The sequence below is a fragment of the Diaphorobacter sp. B2A2W2 genome (genome assembly GCF_056730635.1).
Genome location: NZ_JBWZOR010000001.1, coordinates 315,920 through 331,415, shown reverse-complemented (window position 1 = coordinate 331,415; position 15,496 = coordinate 315,920). Strand labels below are relative to the sequence as shown.

Here is a 15,496-nt window from a genome sequence, read left to right as displayed (position 1 = left end):
GCGATTCTCTGCCATCCCGGCATTGCTTGGCGAGACAGGCAACGCCAGCGGCTTGCGCTGTGTCAGCGCCCTCGCAGTCGTGGTTGCAGTCGTGATCGCAGGAAACGCGGGCGGACCGCTCAGTCGGGACGGTCGTCCACGGCCTCGCGCAGGCGCTGCAGGACGGCCAGGGCCGTGTCCAGGGCCGCGCCGCGGTGCTCCTCGGTGAATGCCACGCAGCGCTCGGACAGCGCCCTCCGCCGCTGCGGGTCCTGTGCTAGGGCGGCCGCGGCGGCCACGCCCTCGGCCATGTCGGCCACGCGCAGCGCGGCGCCGGCGTCGATGGCCAGGCGCGCGGCCTCGGCAAAGTTGAAGGTGTGCGGGCCCATGACCACGGGGCAGCCGCCCGCCGCGGCCTCGATGAGGTTCTGCCCGCCCAGCGGCGCAAAGCTGCCTCCCAGCAGCGCCACGTGGGCCAGGCCGTAATACAGCGCCATCTCGCCCAGCGAGTCGCCCAGCCACACATCGGCGCTGTCCGGCTGCGCGGTCCACTGGCTGCGCCGCGACACGCGCAGGCCGGCGGCCTCGCACAGGCGCTGCACCTCGTCAAAACGCTGGGGGTGGCGCGGGACCACCAACCACTGCACGGATTGATTTACTCCTGAATCAATAGCTGCTGGCGCTTGACTGGCGGGCGCTATAGGCGTTTTTTGCTTCAAAACCTCCAGCCACATGGCCTCTTCGCCCTCGCGGCTGCTGGCCAGCAGCACCACCGGTCGGGCGCTGGCGGCCCGCCACGTGCGGCCCTGCGCCTGCAGGGCGGGTGACGGCACCACGTCGAACTTCAGGTTGCCGAAGACTCCTGCCACCTGCGCGCCCACGTCGCGCAGCCGGGCGGCGTCGTCTTCGGTCTGCGCCCACACGGCCGACAGGCCGGCGTAGGCCGGGCGCGACAGCCAGCCCAGCCGGCGCGCGCCGGCGCGCGACTTTTCGTTGAGCCGCGCGTTGGCCAGCACCAGCGGGATGCGCCGCCTGCGGCAGGCCGCGACGAGGTTGGGCCAGATCTCCGTCTCCATAAGGATGCCGATGGACGGGCGGAACTGCCGCAGGAAGCGCCGCACGGCCCCGGGCGTGTCCCAGGGCTGCCACACCTGCACGTCGCCGGGCAGCAGCAGCTTTTCGCCCTCGGCCCGGCCCGTGGCCGTGCCGTGGGTGAGCAGCAGGCGCATGCCGGGCAGCAGCGGGCGCAGTTCCTTCAGCAGGATGGCCGCCGCGCGTGTCTCCCCCAGGGAGACGGCGTGGATCCAGATGAACTGCTCGTCGGCCTCGGTCTCCGATGACGGCGACAGGCTGTCCATAGGCGGCGGGTAGTGGCCGAAGCGCTCGGGCACGGCCACCGCGTAGCCGGGCTCGGTGAGCGCGCGGCGGCGCAGCTTGCGCAGCAGCAGCGGCGTGGCCAGCCACACGGCTAGGCTATAGAGCCACAGGATGAGCTGGTGCATGCCGCCCGCGCTGCCCGCAATCAGTGCGCGGCGCCGCCCACCTGGGCGCCGGGCTTCACGCGTTCCAGCAGGGCCAGCATGGCGGCTTCGATGCGCTGCAGCGCGGCGTCGGTGTGGCCCTCGAAGCGCAGCACCAGCACCGGCGTGGTGTTGCTGGCGCGGATCAGGCCAAAGCCATCGGGCCAGTCCACGCGCAGGCCGTCGATGGTGCTGATGCGGGCCGGTGGCGCAAACGCGTCGGCCGCCAGCGCCTGCAACTCGGCCGTCAGGCGATGGGGCTCGCCCTCCTCGCAATGCACGTTGAGTTCGGGCGTGGAATGGCTTGTGGGCAGGGCGTTCAGCACGGCGCTGGGGTCGGCATGGCGGCTCAGGATTTCCAGCAGGCGGCAGCCTGCATACGTGCCGTCGTCAAAACCGAACCAGCGTTCCTTGAAGAAGATGTGGCCGCTCATCTCGCCGCCCAGGGGCGCGTCCAGCTCTTTCATGCGTGCCTTGATGAGCGAATGGCCGGTCTTGTACATCTGCGGCTGGCCGCCCGCGGACTCGATGGCGGGCGCCAGGCGCTGCGTGCACTTCACGTCGAACAGGATGGGTGCGCCCGGCACGCGCGAGAGCACATCCTGGGCGAACAGCATCATCTGCCGGTCGGGGAAGATGTTCTGACCGTCCTTGGTCACGATGCCCAGGCGGTCGCCGTCGCCGTCGAAGGCCAGGCCCAGTTCGGCGTCGCTGGTCTTCAAGGCCTCGATCACGTCGCGCAGGTTGTCGGGCTTGCTGGGGTCGGGGTGGTGGTTGGGGAAGTTGCCGTCCACCTCCGAAAACAGCTCGATCACCTCGCAGCCCAATGCACGGAAGATGCCGGGCGCCGACGCGCCGGCGATGCCGTTGCCGCTGTCCACCACGATCTTCATGGGCCGCGCGAGCTTCACGTCGCCCACGATGCGTTGCACGTAGGCGGGCAGCACGTCCTCGTGGCGCACGTGGCCGCCTTCGCGCAGCTGCCAGCTCTGCTGCTCCATGGTGCGGCGTAGCTGCTGGATTTCCTCGCCGTAGATCGCGCGGCCGGCCAGCACCATCTTGAAGCCGTTGTAGTCCTTGGGGTTGTGGCTGCCCGTAACCTGGATGCCGCTGGCGCACAGCGTGCTGGCCGCGAAGTACAGCAGGGGCGTGGTGCTCATGCCGATGTCGATGACCTCGACGCCCGCGTCCACCAGGCCCTGGATCAGCGCGGCCGAGAGCACCGGGCCCGATAGGCGCCCGTCGCGCCCCACAGCCACCGTACGCTCGCCCTGCGCGAGCGCGGCGGTGCCAAAGGCCCGGCCGAGGGCACGGGCCACGTCGTCGTTGAGCGTGCTGGGCACGATGCCGCGGATGTCGTAGGCCTTGAAGATCGCGGGAGAAAGCTGCACAGGGGATTCCTTGGAGATAAGGGGCGGGACCGGGAGGTCCGCCGTCCAGGCAAGGCCGGCAGGAAGGCCGGCAGAGAGGCCGGAATTGTAGGCCTGGTCCGGGCGCGCCCCTGTCAGCCGTGGGCCCACCTGAGGCCGGCCAGGCGCATGTCCGAAAACGGCCAGTAGAACGGCTGCGCGTGCCTATCATGGCCCCATGCCCGACGTTCTCCATTCCCCTGCTCCACCCGCCAGCACCGCCTCTGCGGCCGACGACGACGAGGCCCGCTACCTGGCCCTGCGGGCCCGGGATGCGCGTTTTGACGGACGGTTCTTCACCGGCGTGACCTCCACCGGAATCTACTGCCGCCCCGTCTGTGCCGTACGCACGCCCCGGCGCGAAAACTGCCGTTTTTTTACGCTGGCGGCGCAGGCCGAGAGTGCCGGCTTTCGCCCCTGCCTGCGCTGCCGGCCCGAGCTGGCGCCGCAGGCGCTGGCCTGGTCGATGCAGGACGCATCGGGCATCCTCGTGCGCCAGGCGCTGCGGATGCTGGATGCGCCGCAGTCCTGGGGCGCGTGCGAAGGCGGCGCCGTGGTCGCGCAGCTGGCTGCGCGCCTGGGCGTGAGCGACCGGCACCTGCGCCGCATCTTCGAGGCCGCGCTGGGCATCTCGCCGTTGCAGTACCTGCAGACGCGCCGGCTGCTGGCGGCCAAGCAGTTGCTGACCGATACCGATCTGCCCGTCACCCAGGTGGCGCTGGCCAGCGGCTTTGCCAGCGTGCGCCGCTTCAACGCGGCTTTCAATACCCACTACGGACTCAATCCCACCCAGTTGCGCCGGCAAGGCGCCGCACCCGATGGGGTACAGGCAGGCGCCCGAGCGGTGCGTCTGGGCCTGCGCCCGCCCTACGACACGGCCGCGCTGTTGGGCTTTCTGGCGGCGCGGCAGATCCACGGCATGGAGAGCATCCGCACCGGGCCGGGGGCGCAGGTTCTGCGCAGAACGGTGCGGCTGGCAAGCGCGGGCACCGTTTTCACCGGCTGGCTGGAAGCCGGCTTCGATGACGGGCGCCCCCAGCTGTGGCTGCGCGTCAGCGACGGCCTGCAGCCCGTGCTGCCGCAGCTCATCGCGCGGGTGCGCGCATTGTTCGACCTGGACGCGGACCCGCAGGCCATCAACGCGGTGCTGCACCCCTCCTTCCCGGAGGGCGACGGCCTGCGTGTGCCGGGCGCGTTCGACGGCTTCGAGCTGGCGGTGCGCGCCGTGCTGGGCCAGCAGATCACGGTGGCCGCCGCGCGCACGCTGGCGCAGCGGCTGGTGGAACGCTTTGGCGAGCCCATCGCCACGCCATGGCCGGACCTGCATCGGCTGTTTCCCACACCGGCCGCTCTGGCCGCGGCGCAAGGGGACGCACTGGGCAGCCTGGGCATCGTGCGCCAGCGGCAGGCCGCCATCGTGGCGCTTGCGCAGGCCGTGGACGCGGGCACGCTGCTGCTGGACGCCAGCGCCGACGTACCCGCCACGCTGGACGCGCTGCGTGCCCTGCCCGGTATTGGCGACTGGACGGCGCAGTACATCGCCATGCGCGCCCTGCGCTGGCCCGACGCCTTTCCGGCCGGAGACGTGGCGCTGCACAAGGCGCTGGGCGTACAGGGCCAGCCGCAACCCGCGCGCGCCGCCACCGAGGCAGCGCGCGCCTGGCGCCCCTGGCGCAGCTATGGCGTGCTGCGCGCGTGGAGTGGTTTGGCTCTGGTGCTATCAGACCAATAGCTGCCGGCGCTGGGTGCACCTGCGCAAAAGGCAAATTTCGCGTTTAATGAAGGATTCACCATGCAATACCCCCGCGACACCGTGCAAAGCCGCATCGCAACGGCCCTGGGCGACGTGCGCCTGGCCGCCAGCGCGAAAGGCCTGGTTGGGCTCTGGTTCGACGGCCAGCGCCACCAGCCCGCGCAACTGGATGCCGCGCCCGCGTGGCCCACAGACGATGCGCATCCCGTGCTGCGCGCAGCGGCCCAGCAACTGCAGCAGTTTCTGCGGGGCGAACGCACGCGGTTCGATCTGCCGCTGGACCTGTCGGGCGGCACACCCTTCCAGCAGGCCGTGTGGCAGGCGTTGCTGGCCATTCCGCACGGCGCCACCACCAGCTATGGCGCGCTGGCACGCCAGATCGGCCGGCCTACCGCGGTGCGTGCCGTGGGCGCGGCCGTGGGGCGCAACCCCCTCAGCGTCGTCGTGCCCTGCCACCGCGCCGTCGGCAGTGCGGGCGCCCTCACCGGCTACGCGGGGGGGCTGCCGCGCAAGAAGGCGCTGCTGGCGCTGGAGTCGGGCCCGCAAGCCCGCGCCATTCCCTTCACCCCTGTATTGAATTTCGCATGACAGCACCACACACGAGCGCTGAGGCCCTCTCCCCCCACGCGCCCGCCTGGGTGGGCGAGTTCGTGTTGCTGTCCAGCTTGTGGGGGGCGTCGTTCCTCTTCATGCGCCTGGGCGCGGCCGAGTTCGGCCCGCTGCCCATGGCCGGGCTGCGCGTGCTGATGGCCGCCCTGTTCCTCTGGCCCTTCCTGCTGCACCGGGGCGAATGGCCCGCGCTGCGGCGCCACTGGCGGCCCGTGCTGTTCGCCGGGCTCATCAACTCGGCGATCCCGTTCGCGCTGTTCGCCTGGGCGGTGATGCACATCGCCACCGGGCTGACATCGATTCTTAATGCCACGGTGCCGCTGTTCGGCGCGCTGGTGGCCTGGCTGTGGCTGGGCGACCGCATCAGCCGGCTGCGCTGGGCGGGGCTGGCGCTGGGCTTCGTCGGCGTGGCGCTGCTGGCCTGGCGCGCACCGGCTGGCGTGGGCGCCAGCGGCAGCCAGGCGGGCTGGGCCATCGCGGCGTGCCTGCTGGCGTCCACCTGCTATGCCGTGGCCGCCAGTTACGCACGGCGCTACCTGGTGGGCATTCCGCCACTGGCCACGGCCACGGGCAGCCAGGTGGGCGCGGCGCTCGGGCTGGCCCTGCCCATGTGGTGGGCTTGGCCCGCGCAGACGCCGAGCCTGCGCGCCTGGGCGGCCATCGCCGCCATTGCCGTGCTGTGCACGGGCATTGCGTACATCCTCTACTTTCGCCTGATTGCCAATGCCGGCCCCAGCCGGGCGCTGGCCGTGACTTTCCTGGCGCCCGTGTTCGCAGTGTTCTACGGCGCGGTGTTTCTGGGCGAAGCGGTCACGCCGTGGATGCTGGGCTGCGGCGTGATCATTGCGTGCGGCACGGCGCTCTCCACGGGGTTGGTGGGCGGCGCGGTGCGGCCGGGTACAAAGGCGCCCTGACGCGCCGCGGCAGGGTTTCACCCGACGCCTGCGGGTCCGCTGCGCGACGCGCGGCACGCACATAGACCGCCGGGCGCAATACACTCTGAAACATGTCGCCTTGCGCCTTCGCCGTATTCCCTGCCGTTGCACGCATCCCCGGGCCGCGGCCCGCGGGCGCTGCGCCATTGCGCCAGGACGGCGGGGACCGCGGGGGCGACCAGCGCGCGGATGCACAGGAGGGATATGCCCACTGAGGTGTTCCTCTCCGGCATCGTGCACCTGCTGCTGATCGCCGGGGCGACCGCGCTGCCGCAACCCGTCCTGCTGCAACCCTCGCGCGGCGTGCGCATCGCGCTGGGCCTGGTGGCCGGGGCGGCGTCGACGCTGGTGGCCCTGCAGGGCATGCCGCTAGACGCGCCCGGAGTGGCGTACATCCACCCGCCCATCATCGTTTCCGCCGCGTTCCTGTTCGGGCCGTTGTGCGGTGGCGTGGCCGCAGTGGCTGCGCTGGCCAGCGGCTGGCTGGACGCGCCGGCCCACTGGGGCGCCATGATCAGCCTGTCCGCGGCCTGTTGGCTGATGGGCTGCCTGGCGTGGCTGCTGGGGCGCTCGACACGCTTGACGGCGATATCGCTGGTGGTCGCGCTCACCGTGCTGGTGCCGCCCGCGCTGCTGCCCTGGACCGAGACTGCCAGCGCCCTCGCCGCGCAGGGGGGATCGGCCCCGTGGCAGGGCATTCCCTGGCGCTACGCCTTCGGCGTGGTGGCGCTGTGCGGCGCCGTCGAGCTGCTGCGTGCGCGGGCCCGGTCGCTGCAGACGCTGGGACAGCACGAGGACGAGCTGCTGCGCGTGCTCAAGGCCTCGGGCGGCGGGCGCTGGGAATGGGATCTGCGCAACAGCCGCTTTACCTACCACGGGCGCTTTTACCGGGCTTTCGGCCTGGCCAACAGCCCCGACGACGAGGACTTCACACCGCTGCGCGCCTTCGATGTGCGCGAGTCATGGCAGCGCTGGAACGCCCGGCGCCACCCCGACGACCGCGAGCGCCTGGGCGCGTACCTGCAGCGCGTGCAGGACGGACTGGAAGAGAGCTTCCATGCAGAGTCGCGCATGCGCGATGACGAGGGCCACTGGCGCTGGGTGGTCTCGCGCGGGCACGCGGTGGAGCGCGACTCCGCCGGACGCGTGCTGCGCATGGCCGGCATTGACCTGGACATCACCGAGCACCACGAGATGCGCGACGCGCTGCGCGTGTCCGAAGCCAAATACACCACCGTCTACCAGACGCTGCCCGACGCCGCGGGCATCACCCGCCTGTCCGACGGGTGCTACCTGGACGTGAACCCTGCGTTCGAGCGGTTGCTGGGCAAGCCGCGCGACCAGATTTTGGGGCGTTCGTCCATGGAATTGGGCGTGTGGGGCGACACGCAGGAGCGCGCCCGCCTCACCGAGGCGCTGCGCAACCAGGGCGAGGTCCGCGGCCTGCCGATGACGGCGCTGCGCGACGGCGCCGAAGTGCCGGGCCTCATGTCGGGACGGGTGTCGCGCATTGAGGGCGAGGACTGCCTGGTCTTCGTGTTCCACGACATGACGCAGGAGCGCCGTGTGCGCGATGAATTGCTCGCCGCCAACCGCCTGCTGCGCCAGGCGGGCTGGATGGCGCGGCTGGGCGTGTGGGAGGAAGAGCCGGGCAAAGGCATCACCTATTGGTCCGACGTGTGCTTCGACATCCACGGGCTGGACCCAGGCACGCCGCTGCCGCGCGACTATGTGCAGCAGTTCGTCGCACCCGCCTGGCGGGAAGCCATGCACGCAGCCCTGCGCGACTGCCTGCGCAAGCGCACTGTGTGGAGCCAGGAAATCGAGATTGTGCGCGCCGATGGGCGCCTGGTCTGGGTGCGCGTGCGCGGGGAGCCCATCATCGAGGGCGACCGCGTGGTGCGCGTGCGCGGCATCCTGCAGGACATCGACGAGCCGCGCCGCGCGGCGCAGCGGCTGCGTTCTTCCGAAGAACGGCTGGCACGCATCTTCCAGCTGCTGCCCTACCCGCTGGGGTTCTCGCGCCGCGAGGACGGCACCTACCTCGACGTGAATCCGGCGTGGGAGCAGGCCCTGGGCTACACCCGCCAGGAAGCCGTGGGGCGCACGGTGGTGGAACTGGGCATCTACTCCGCCCCCACCCGCGCGGCGCTGCTGGAGGCGGCGACGGCCGAAGGGCAGCTCGTGGGCTACGAGCTGGAACTGACCACGCGCGGCGGCGACAAGCGCACCGTGCTGCAGTCCATGAGCCCCATCGAAGTGAACGGCGAGGCCTGCTGGCTGTTCGGCCTGCACGACATCACCGAGCGCAAGCAGACCGAACAGCGCGTACGCGAACGCGAGGAATTGCTGTCGCTCACCATCGAGGCGGCGGCGCTGGGCCTGTGGGACTGGAACCTGCCCAGCGGCGAAGTCACGGGCGACGCGCGCTGGCGCGCCATGTACGGGCTGGCGCCCGTGGATCCCGGGGCCAGCGCTGCCGTGCACTGGGCGTCGGGTATCACGCCGGAAGACATCGACGTGGTCACCCAGGAGCTGCGGCGCCACCTGCAGGAGCCGCACAAGCCGTTCGACGTGACCTGCGAGGTGCTCGCACCACAGGGCGACGGCCGCTGGATCCGCAGCGTGGGCAAGGTGGTGGCGTACGACGCCGCCGGGCAGCCCGCGCGCATGGTGGGCATGTCCATCGACGTGAGCAGCCAGCGCCAGCAGGAGCGGCAACTGGAGCGCATGGCCCATTACGACGCACTCACCGGCCTGCCCAACCGGGTGATGCTGGAGCGGCGGCTGCGCGCAGGCATGGAGCACAGCCGTGCGCGCGGCCAGCAATTGGGCGTGGCCTACCTGGACCTGGACGGCTTCAAGCCCGTCAACGACCGCCTGGGCCACGCGGCGGGCGACCGGCTGCTGGTGGTGGTGGCCGAGCGGCTCAAGCGCGCCCTGCGCCTGACCGACTCGGTGGCGCGGCTGGGCGGGGACGAGTTCGTGATCCTGCTGTCGGGCTTAGCCCATGCCGAGGAATGCGAGCGGCGCCTGCATACGGTGATGGAGAGCGTCGCGGCCCCGTACACGCTGGACGGCGAGCGCGTGCTGGTCACCGCCAGCATTGGCTACACCCTCTACCCCGACGATGAGGCCGACGCCGACACCCTGTTGCGCCATGCCGACCAGGCCATGTACGCGGCCAAGCAGGCGGGGCGCAACCGCTTCCACGGCTTTGATGCCGCCGAGGAGCGCGCCCGGCAACTGCGGCGCGAGCAGTGCGGCGAACTGCTGCGCGCGCTGCAGCGTGGCGAATTGGCACTGTTCCTGCAGCCCAAAGTGGACATGCGGCTGGGCACCGTGGTGGGGGCCGAGGCCCTGGCCCGCTGGCAGCACCCCGAGCGCGGCCTGCTGTCGCCCGTGCATTTCCTGCACCTCATCGAAGGGCATGCCGAGCTGCAGATGCGTTTTGGCGAATGGGTGGTGGACACCGCGCTGCAGCAGATCGCCCGCCTGATGGCGCAGGGTCTGGAACTGCCCGTCAGCATCAACATCACGCCCGAGCACCTGCACCGCCGGGGCTTTGCGGACTGGATGGCGTTGCGCCTGGCGCAGCACCCCGCGGTGCCGGCGCGGCTGCTGGCCATCGAGCTCACTGAAAGCGCCGCGCTCTACGACATCGACCACGTGGCGCGGGAGCTGACCAGACTGCGCGCGCTGGGCATGCAGATCTCGTTCGACGACTTCGGCACGGGCTACTCGTCGCTGGCGTACCTGCGCCGCCTGCCCATGGACCACCTCAAGCTGGACCGCAGCTTCGTCGCCGGCATGCTGGCCGATGCGGGCGACCGGGCCATCGTGCAGGGCGTGATCGGCCTGGCGCATTCCTTTGGCTGCGGCATCGTGGCCGAAGGGGTGGAAACGGTGGAGCAAGGCCTGGCACTGCTGCAGATGGGCTGCCACCACGCGCAGGGCTACTGCATCGCCATGCCCATGCCCGTGGAGCAGTTCATGGACTGGGCGAAGGCCTGGCAGGCCCCCGCACCATGGCGCGCCACCGGCCAGGCCGCCGCGCCCGTACCACCGGCGGCGGCGATAGCCGCTTGATGGCGTATCAGATCAAGCAATAAAAAAGCTTCCAGCACCCGTCCAACAAGCGCGGGAAGCTATCAAATCGAGAGCAAATTCCCGCGCGTCAGCCCAGCAGTTCCTTGATCTGCTGCAGTGCCACGGGGTCTTCCATGGTGGTCAGGTCGCCCGTGTCGCGGCGCTCGGCCACGGCCTGCAGGGCGCGGCGCAGCAGCTTGCCGCTGCGGGTCTTGGGCAGCATCGTCACGAACAGCACGCGTGCCGGGCGGGCCACGGCGCCCAGTTGGGTATCAACCTGCTTCATCACCTCGCCTTCCAGTTTCAGGCGCGCGGCCTCGTCGGTGAGGCCCGAGGCATCGCGCGGCACCGCGAAGGCCATCGCGACCTGGCCTTTCAGCGCGTCGGCCACGCCCACCACGGCCACCTCGGCCACATTGGGGTGGCCGGCGATGCATTCCTCGATCTCGCGCGTGCCCAGGCGGTGGCCGGCCACGTTGATCACGTCGTCGGTGCGGCCCAGGATGAAGTAGTAGCCGTCGGCATCGCGGATGCCCCAGTCAAACGTGCTGTAGACCAGCCGGCCGGGAATGCTCTTCCAGTAGGTGTTGACGAAGCGATCATCGTTGCGCCACACGGTCTGCAGGCAGCCAGGGGGCAGCGGCCCCTCGATGGCCACCACGCCCTTCTGGTTGGGCTGGGTCAGCTCCTCGCCCGTGGCCTCGTCGATCAGCTGGACGTTGTAGCCGTACACGGCCTTGCCCGGGCTGCCGAAGCGCGAGGTTTGCTTCTGCACGCCGTTGCACAGCGTGAGGATGGGCCAGCCGGTCTCGGTCTGCCAGTAGTTGTCGATGATGGGCACCTGCAGCGCGTCGCTGATCCACTGGGCCGTGGGCTCGTCCAGGGGCTCGCCCGCCAGCCACAGCGCCTTCAGGCTGCGGATGTCGTATTTCTTCAGGTAGGCCGGGTCCTGCTTCTTGAGCACGCGCACCGCGGTGGGGGCCGAGAACATGTGCGTGACCCGGTATTTCTCGACGATGCTCCACCAGATGCCCGCGTCGGGCCGCACCGGCAGGCCTTCGTACAGGATGGTGGTCATGCCGGCAATCAGCGGGCCGTAGATGATGTAGCTGTGGCCCACCACCCAGCCGATGTCGCTGGTACAGAAATAGGTGTCGCCCGGCTGTGCCTCGAAGATGTGGCGCATGCTGGACGCCAGCGCCACGGTGTAGCCGCCCGTGTCGCGCTGCACGCCCTTGGGCTTGCCGGTGGTGCCGCTGGTGTACAGGGTGTAGCTGGGCTGCGTGGCGTCCACCCAGGTGCAGGGCACCTGCGCATCCATGTGCCGCGCGCGCAGTGCCGCCCAGTCGTGGTCGCGGCCCGCGCGCATGGCGGCGGGCGCGAGGCCCCGGTCCACCAGCAGCACGGCCGCGGGCTTGTGGGCCGACAGTTCGATGGCCTCGTCCAGCAGCGGCTTGTAGGGCACCACCTTGCCGCCGCGCGAGCCCGCATCGGCGCTCACGATCACCGTGGGCTCGGCGTCCTCGATGCGCGAAGCCAGCGACGACGATGCGAACCCACCGAACACCACCGAATGGATGGCCCCGATGCGCGCGCACGCCAGCATGGCGAACGCCGCCTCGGCAATCATGGGCATGTAGATCAGCACGCGGTCGCCCTGGCGCACGCCCAGCGTCTGCAGGCTGGCGGCCATGCGCTGCACTTCCTGGTGCAGCTCGGCGTAGGTGTAGGCGCGCTCGGTATTGGTTTCGGTGGAGATGGCCACCAGCGCGTTTTGCAGCGGGCGCTCTGTCAGGTGGCGGTCCACCGCGTTGTGGCACAGGTTGGTGGTGCCGCCCACGAACCACTTGGCGAACGGCGGATTGCTCCAGTCGCAGATCTGCTGCGGCGGCTGCTGCCAGTCGATCAGGCGAGCCTGCTCGGCCCAGAAGGCGTCGCGCTCGTCGATGGAGCGGCGGTAGAAGTCGGCATAGTCGGCGGCCATGGTGCTGTCTCCTTGGAATCCTCCGCGCCGACGTGGCGCGGGTCGGTGGTTATCCAAAATTCATAATTATTCATGCCGCGCTTGCGGGAAGCTGACGCGGTCGCTGACGCGGTCCTTGACGCGGCGCTCGCCGCACCCCTCTGCGCCCAGCCCACCTTTGCGCTTCACTATTCATAGCTGTTAGCGCTTGGTGGGTGTGCCTGAGAGGCCTATTTGACCAAGGCCAGCATCTCCTTGAATGCCGGGTGCTCGCAGCTGCGCAGCCACTCGAAGGCCACCATCTCGGTGGTTACCAGCTCGGCGCCGGCGCCGGCCAGTCGGTCGAAGGCGGCGTCGCGGTTGCGCTCCGTGCGCGAGCTGCAGGCGTCCGTCACCACCCATACCTCGAACTCATCCTCCAGCAGGTCGAGCGCCGTCTGCAGCAGGCAGACATGGGCCTCGCAGCCGGCCACCACGATGGTGGCGCGCTCCGGCGCCTGGGGCTCGCGGCCCTTTTGCAGGTGCTTGGGCAGGCTGCGCGCATTGCCGCCCTGGGGCTTGGCGGGCGGGCGCAGCCACTCGCCCAGGCCCTCCTCGGTGGCGCTGAAGTGCATCTTGGACAAGGTGCGCTGGCACAGCGCGCGCAACGCGGCGTCGTTGGGCCCCAGGCGCGAGGGGTTCTGCTCCGTGCCCCACACCGGCACGTCCATCAGCCTGGCAATCTGCGCCAGCCTGCGTGCGTTGGCCAGCACGGCTTCTGCCTCGAAGATGGCGGGCATCAGGCGTTCCTGGTAATCCACGAGAACGAGTTGGGATTCGGAGGCGTCAAGCAGCATGGCGGTCATCGTTGTTCAGTCGGGCGGTCATTGTCGCAGGCGCTACGGGTAGCAGCGGGGCAACGGCGCGCAAGTTCCCCATGCGCCCCGTGTCCCGCTTCGGGCACAGGGGTGCCCCCTTGGCGCCGGTCCCGCACCGCGACGCGTCCTCGCGCAGGCGTGTTCAACGTTGCCTCAGGCGCAGCAACTGCCCGTCCGGGCTGTCGGTGAGCAAGTACAACCAACCGTCCGGCCCCTGGCGCACGTCGCGGATGCGCGCGCCCAGGTGGTCCAGCAGGTACTCGTCGCGCACCACCTGCGCGCCCTGCAACTCCAGCCGGTGCAGCCGTGCGAACTTGAGAGAACCCACGAACAGGCTCCCCTTCCAGGCCGCGCCGTACCGGTCGCTGGTGAGAAAGGCCATCCCCGACGGCGCGATCGACGGCACCCAGTAATGCAGCGGCTGCTCCATGCCGGCCTTGGCCGTGCCCTCGCCGATCTTGCCGCCGCCATAGTGTTCGCCATAGGTGATCACCGGCCAGCCGTAGTTGCGGCCTGCTTCGGGGCGGTTGATCTCGTCGCCCCCTTGCGCGCCGTGCTCATGGATCCACAGCCGGCCGTCCGGCCCCCAGGCCGCTCCCTGGGGGTTGCGGTGGCCCCAACTCCAGATCTCCGGCAGCGCGCCCGCGCGGCCCGCCAGCGGGTTGCCGGGCGCCGCGCCGCCCGTGGGCGCTATGCGGACGACCTTGCCCAGGTGGTTGTCCAGGCGCTGGGCGTCCTCCTTGCGGCCGTAGCGCTCGCCCAGGGTGAGAAACAGATGGCCGTCCGGCGCCTGCACGATGCGGCAGCCAAAGTGCAACTGGCTCGCCACCTTGGGACGTTGGCTGAAGAGCACTTTCACGTCTTGCAGCGCCGCCGCGTCCGGCGCCAGCGTAGCGCTGGCCAGGGCCGTGCTGTTGCCGCCGCCCTTCGGTGCGGGTTCGGAGTAGCAAAAGAAGATGCGACGGTTGCGTGCGAAGTCCGCATCGGTGATCACATCCAGCAGGCCGCCCTGCCCGCCCGCCGCCACTTGTGGCAACCCGGCCAGCGGCGACCCCAGGCGCCCGTCGGCCTCTACCACGCGCAGGCGGCCGGGCCGCTCGGTGACGAGGAAGCGCCCGCCCGGCAAGAAGGCCAGGCCCCACGGATGGCTCAGGCCCGAAGCCACTACCTCCGCCGACGCCTCACCGCGCGCGGGCACGGGGGGGACGGGTGCGACCTCCTGGGAAAGCGCCTCGCCGCCCGCCAGCATGGCGGCAGCGGTCAATGCTATGTTAATAATAGCTGCTAGCGCTCTTCCAGTATGGATTGCAGGCACTTTTGGCACAGAGTTCATGGGAAGGATTCCTGGGATCAACCGTGGGTGCTGTCATGGTGCTGCGCCAGCGGGCTCTGCATGCGGCACGCGGGGCTACGCGGAGGGCGCCGCGTTGACACCATGGCACGTGCATTGTGCGCGGCCGGGCCGCACAGGCAAACCCATCCTTCAGCGAATCCGCACGCGGCGGCCCGCGCCGCCGGCGTGGCAAAGCGCCGGCTACTTGTCCAGGCAAGAGCGGGGCCTTGGCCTACAGCCCGCTCGGCATGCTGCCTGACCACGCCATGCGCCGCCTGCCTAGCTGCGCGCGCCCCCGGCGCCCGCACGATGAGGCCACGCGATGCCCGCGTTGCCAACGAAAGGAAAAACCATGTCGATTTCCCTCCTGCTGCTCATCATCCTGGTGCTGATCCTGATCGGCGTGCTGCCGACCTGGGGGTACAGCCGTTCCTGGGGCTACGGTCCGGGCGGTGGTGTCGGGCTGGTGGTGGTGATCGTGCTCATCCTGCTGCTGATGGGGCGCATATAAAAAACGGGGCCTGCGCCCCGCGCGGCCGTGTGTCGTCACGAGGTCTGGCCGCCGCCTGCGGCGCCGCTGGCGGCCGATTGGCTGCGCCGGTCGGGCTCCGAAGGACTGGAGATGTCGCGGATCGCCGTGCCGGACTGGCGCTCGTCCACGTTGGTGGCCACGTCGCCCAGCGACACGATACCCACCAGCCGCTGTTTACGGTCCACCACGGGCAGCCGGCGCACCTGCATGTCGCGCATGGAAGCGATGGCTTCGTCCACGGGCTGGTCCTCGTAGCAGTAGTACACCTCGCGGGACATGACCTCGTTCAGGCGCGAGTGGGTGCGCTCTTCGGCCAGGCCGCGCAGCACCATGTCGCGGTCCGTCACCATGCCCACCAGGCGCTCGCCATCGCATACCGGCAAGGCTCCCACATTTAATTCGCGCATGGCCTGCGCGGCGGTGGTCAGGGTGTCGTCGGGTGCCATGGTGCGGATCCCGCGGGTCATCACATCAGAAACGTTCTGCATAGCTCACTCCTTTCATGAAAAGACAAGGG

At 70.1% G+C, this 15,496-nt stretch carries 11 protein-coding genes; 5 read left to right on the top strand and 6 right to left on the bottom strand.

Features of this window, described 5'->3' with window-relative positions:
* Positions 1 to 119: 119 nt before the first annotated feature.
* Both AC1PPL_RS01530 and AC1PPL_RS01525 read right to left on the bottom strand, forming a co-directional pair.
* Positions 120 to 1,481 carry a 3-deoxy-D-manno-octulosonic acid transferase gene (locus tag AC1PPL_RS01530; protein ID WP_479972449.1) on the bottom strand — a complete coding sequence of 454 codons (1,362 nt, stop codon included), beginning with the start codon at positions 1,479 to 1,481 and terminating at the stop codon, positions 120 to 122.
* A gap of 20 nt (positions 1,482 to 1,501) precedes the next feature.
* Entirely contained in the window at positions 1,502 to 2,890 is a 1,389-nt protein-coding gene (locus AC1PPL_RS01525; RefSeq protein WP_479972448.1) for a phosphomannomutase/phosphoglucomutase, read from the bottom strand.
* Positions 2,891 to 3,086: 196 nt separating this feature from the next.
* Between AC1PPL_RS01525 and AC1PPL_RS01520 the strand changes: the two genes are divergently transcribed.
* From AC1PPL_RS01520 to AC1PPL_RS01505, 4 genes are all read left to right on the top strand, one after another.
* Positions 3,087 to 4,640, top strand: coding sequence for an AlkA N-terminal domain-containing protein (locus tag AC1PPL_RS01520; protein WP_479972447.1), 1,554 nt, complete (start codon positions 3,087 to 3,089; stop codon positions 4,638 to 4,640).
* Between the two features lie 60 nt (positions 4,641 to 4,700).
* Positions 4,701 to 5,249 (top strand): methylated-DNA--[protein]-cysteine S-methyltransferase, encoded by a 549-nt coding sequence (locus AC1PPL_RS01515; protein ID WP_287740566.1) that lies wholly within the window; start codon positions 4,701 to 4,703, stop codon positions 5,247 to 5,249.
* Entirely contained in the window at positions 5,246 to 6,184 is a 939-nt protein-coding gene (locus tag AC1PPL_RS01510) for a DMT family transporter (protein WP_196995559.1), read from the top strand. Before AC1PPL_RS01515 ends, AC1PPL_RS01510 begins: the two co-directional genes overlap by 4 nt.
* A 225-nt stretch (positions 6,185 to 6,409) precedes the next feature.
* Entirely contained in the window at positions 6,410 to 10,294 is a 3,885-nt protein-coding gene (locus tag AC1PPL_RS01505) for a sensor domain-containing protein (protein ID WP_479972446.1), read from the top strand.
* Between the two features lie 88 nt (positions 10,295 to 10,382).
* Here AC1PPL_RS01505 and AC1PPL_RS01500 read toward each other — a convergent pair whose 3' ends face one another.
* From AC1PPL_RS01500 to AC1PPL_RS01490, 3 genes are all read right to left on the bottom strand, one after another.
* Entirely contained in the window at positions 10,383 to 12,278 is a 1,896-nt protein-coding gene (locus AC1PPL_RS01500) for a propionate--CoA ligase (protein ID WP_479972445.1), read from the bottom strand.
* 209 nt (positions 12,279 to 12,487) lie between these two features.
* Entirely contained in the window at positions 12,488 to 13,093 is a 606-nt protein-coding gene (locus tag AC1PPL_RS01495) for an isochorismatase family protein (RefSeq protein ID WP_287927082.1), read from the bottom strand.
* A 163-nt stretch (positions 13,094 to 13,256) separates the two neighbouring features.
* A complete protein-coding gene (locus AC1PPL_RS01490; RefSeq protein ID WP_479972593.1) occupies positions 13,257 to 14,363 on the bottom strand; it encodes a PQQ-dependent sugar dehydrogenase in 1,107 nt (368 codons plus the stop codon).
* Positions 14,364 to 14,799: 436 nt separating this feature from the next.
* Between AC1PPL_RS01490 and AC1PPL_RS01485 the strand changes: the two genes are divergently transcribed.
* Positions 14,800 to 14,958: a DUF3309 family protein gene (locus AC1PPL_RS01485; RefSeq protein ID WP_011805256.1), complete on the top strand. Its 159-nt coding sequence runs from the start codon at positions 14,800 to 14,802 to the stop codon at positions 14,956 to 14,958.
* Positions 14,959 to 14,993: 35 nt separating this feature from the next.
* Here AC1PPL_RS01485 and AC1PPL_RS01480 read toward each other — a convergent pair whose 3' ends face one another.
* Positions 14,994 to 15,467 (bottom strand): CBS domain-containing protein, encoded by a 474-nt coding sequence (locus AC1PPL_RS01480; RefSeq protein ID WP_479972444.1) that lies wholly within the window; start codon positions 15,465 to 15,467, stop codon positions 14,994 to 14,996.
* Between the last annotated feature and the right edge of the window lie 29 nt (positions 15,468 to 15,496).

Bases quoted from the DNA above. Each gene is read 5' to 3' on its own strand.
- AC1PPL_RS01530 (WP_479972449.1), bottom strand. From the start codon at position 1,481: ATGCACCAGCTCATCCTGTGGCTCTATAGCCTAGCCGTGTGGCTGGCC.
- AC1PPL_RS01520 (WP_479972447.1), top strand. From the start codon at position 3,087: ATGCCCGACGTTCTCCATTCCCCTGCTCCACCCGCCAGCACCGCCTCT.
- AC1PPL_RS01515 (WP_287740566.1), top strand. From the start codon at position 4,701: ATGCAATACCCCCGCGACACCGTGCAAAGCCGCATCGCAACGGCCCTG.
- AC1PPL_RS01510 (WP_196995559.1), top strand. From the start codon at position 5,246: ATGACAGCACCACACACGAGCGCTGAGGCCCTCTCCCCCCACGCGCCC.
- AC1PPL_RS01505 (WP_479972446.1), top strand. From the start codon at position 6,410: ATGCCCACTGAGGTGTTCCTCTCCGGCATCGTGCACCTGCTGCTGATC.
- AC1PPL_RS01500 (WP_479972445.1), bottom strand. From the start codon at position 12,278: ATGGCCGCCGACTATGCCGACTTCTACCGCCGCTCCATCGACGAGCGC.
- AC1PPL_RS01495 (WP_287927082.1), bottom strand. From the start codon at position 13,093: ATGCTGCTTGACGCCTCCGAATCCCAACTCGTTCTCGTGGATTACCAG.
- AC1PPL_RS01490 (WP_479972593.1), bottom strand. From the start codon at position 14,363: ATGCTGGCGGGCGGCGAGGCGCTTTCCCAGGAGGTCGCACCCGTCCCC.
- AC1PPL_RS01485 (WP_011805256.1), top strand. From the start codon at position 14,800: ATGTCGATTTCCCTCCTGCTGCTCATCATCCTGGTGCTGATCCTGATC.
- AC1PPL_RS01480 (WP_479972444.1), bottom strand. From the start codon at position 15,467: ATGCAGAACGTTTCTGATGTGATGACCCGCGGGATCCGCACCATGGCA.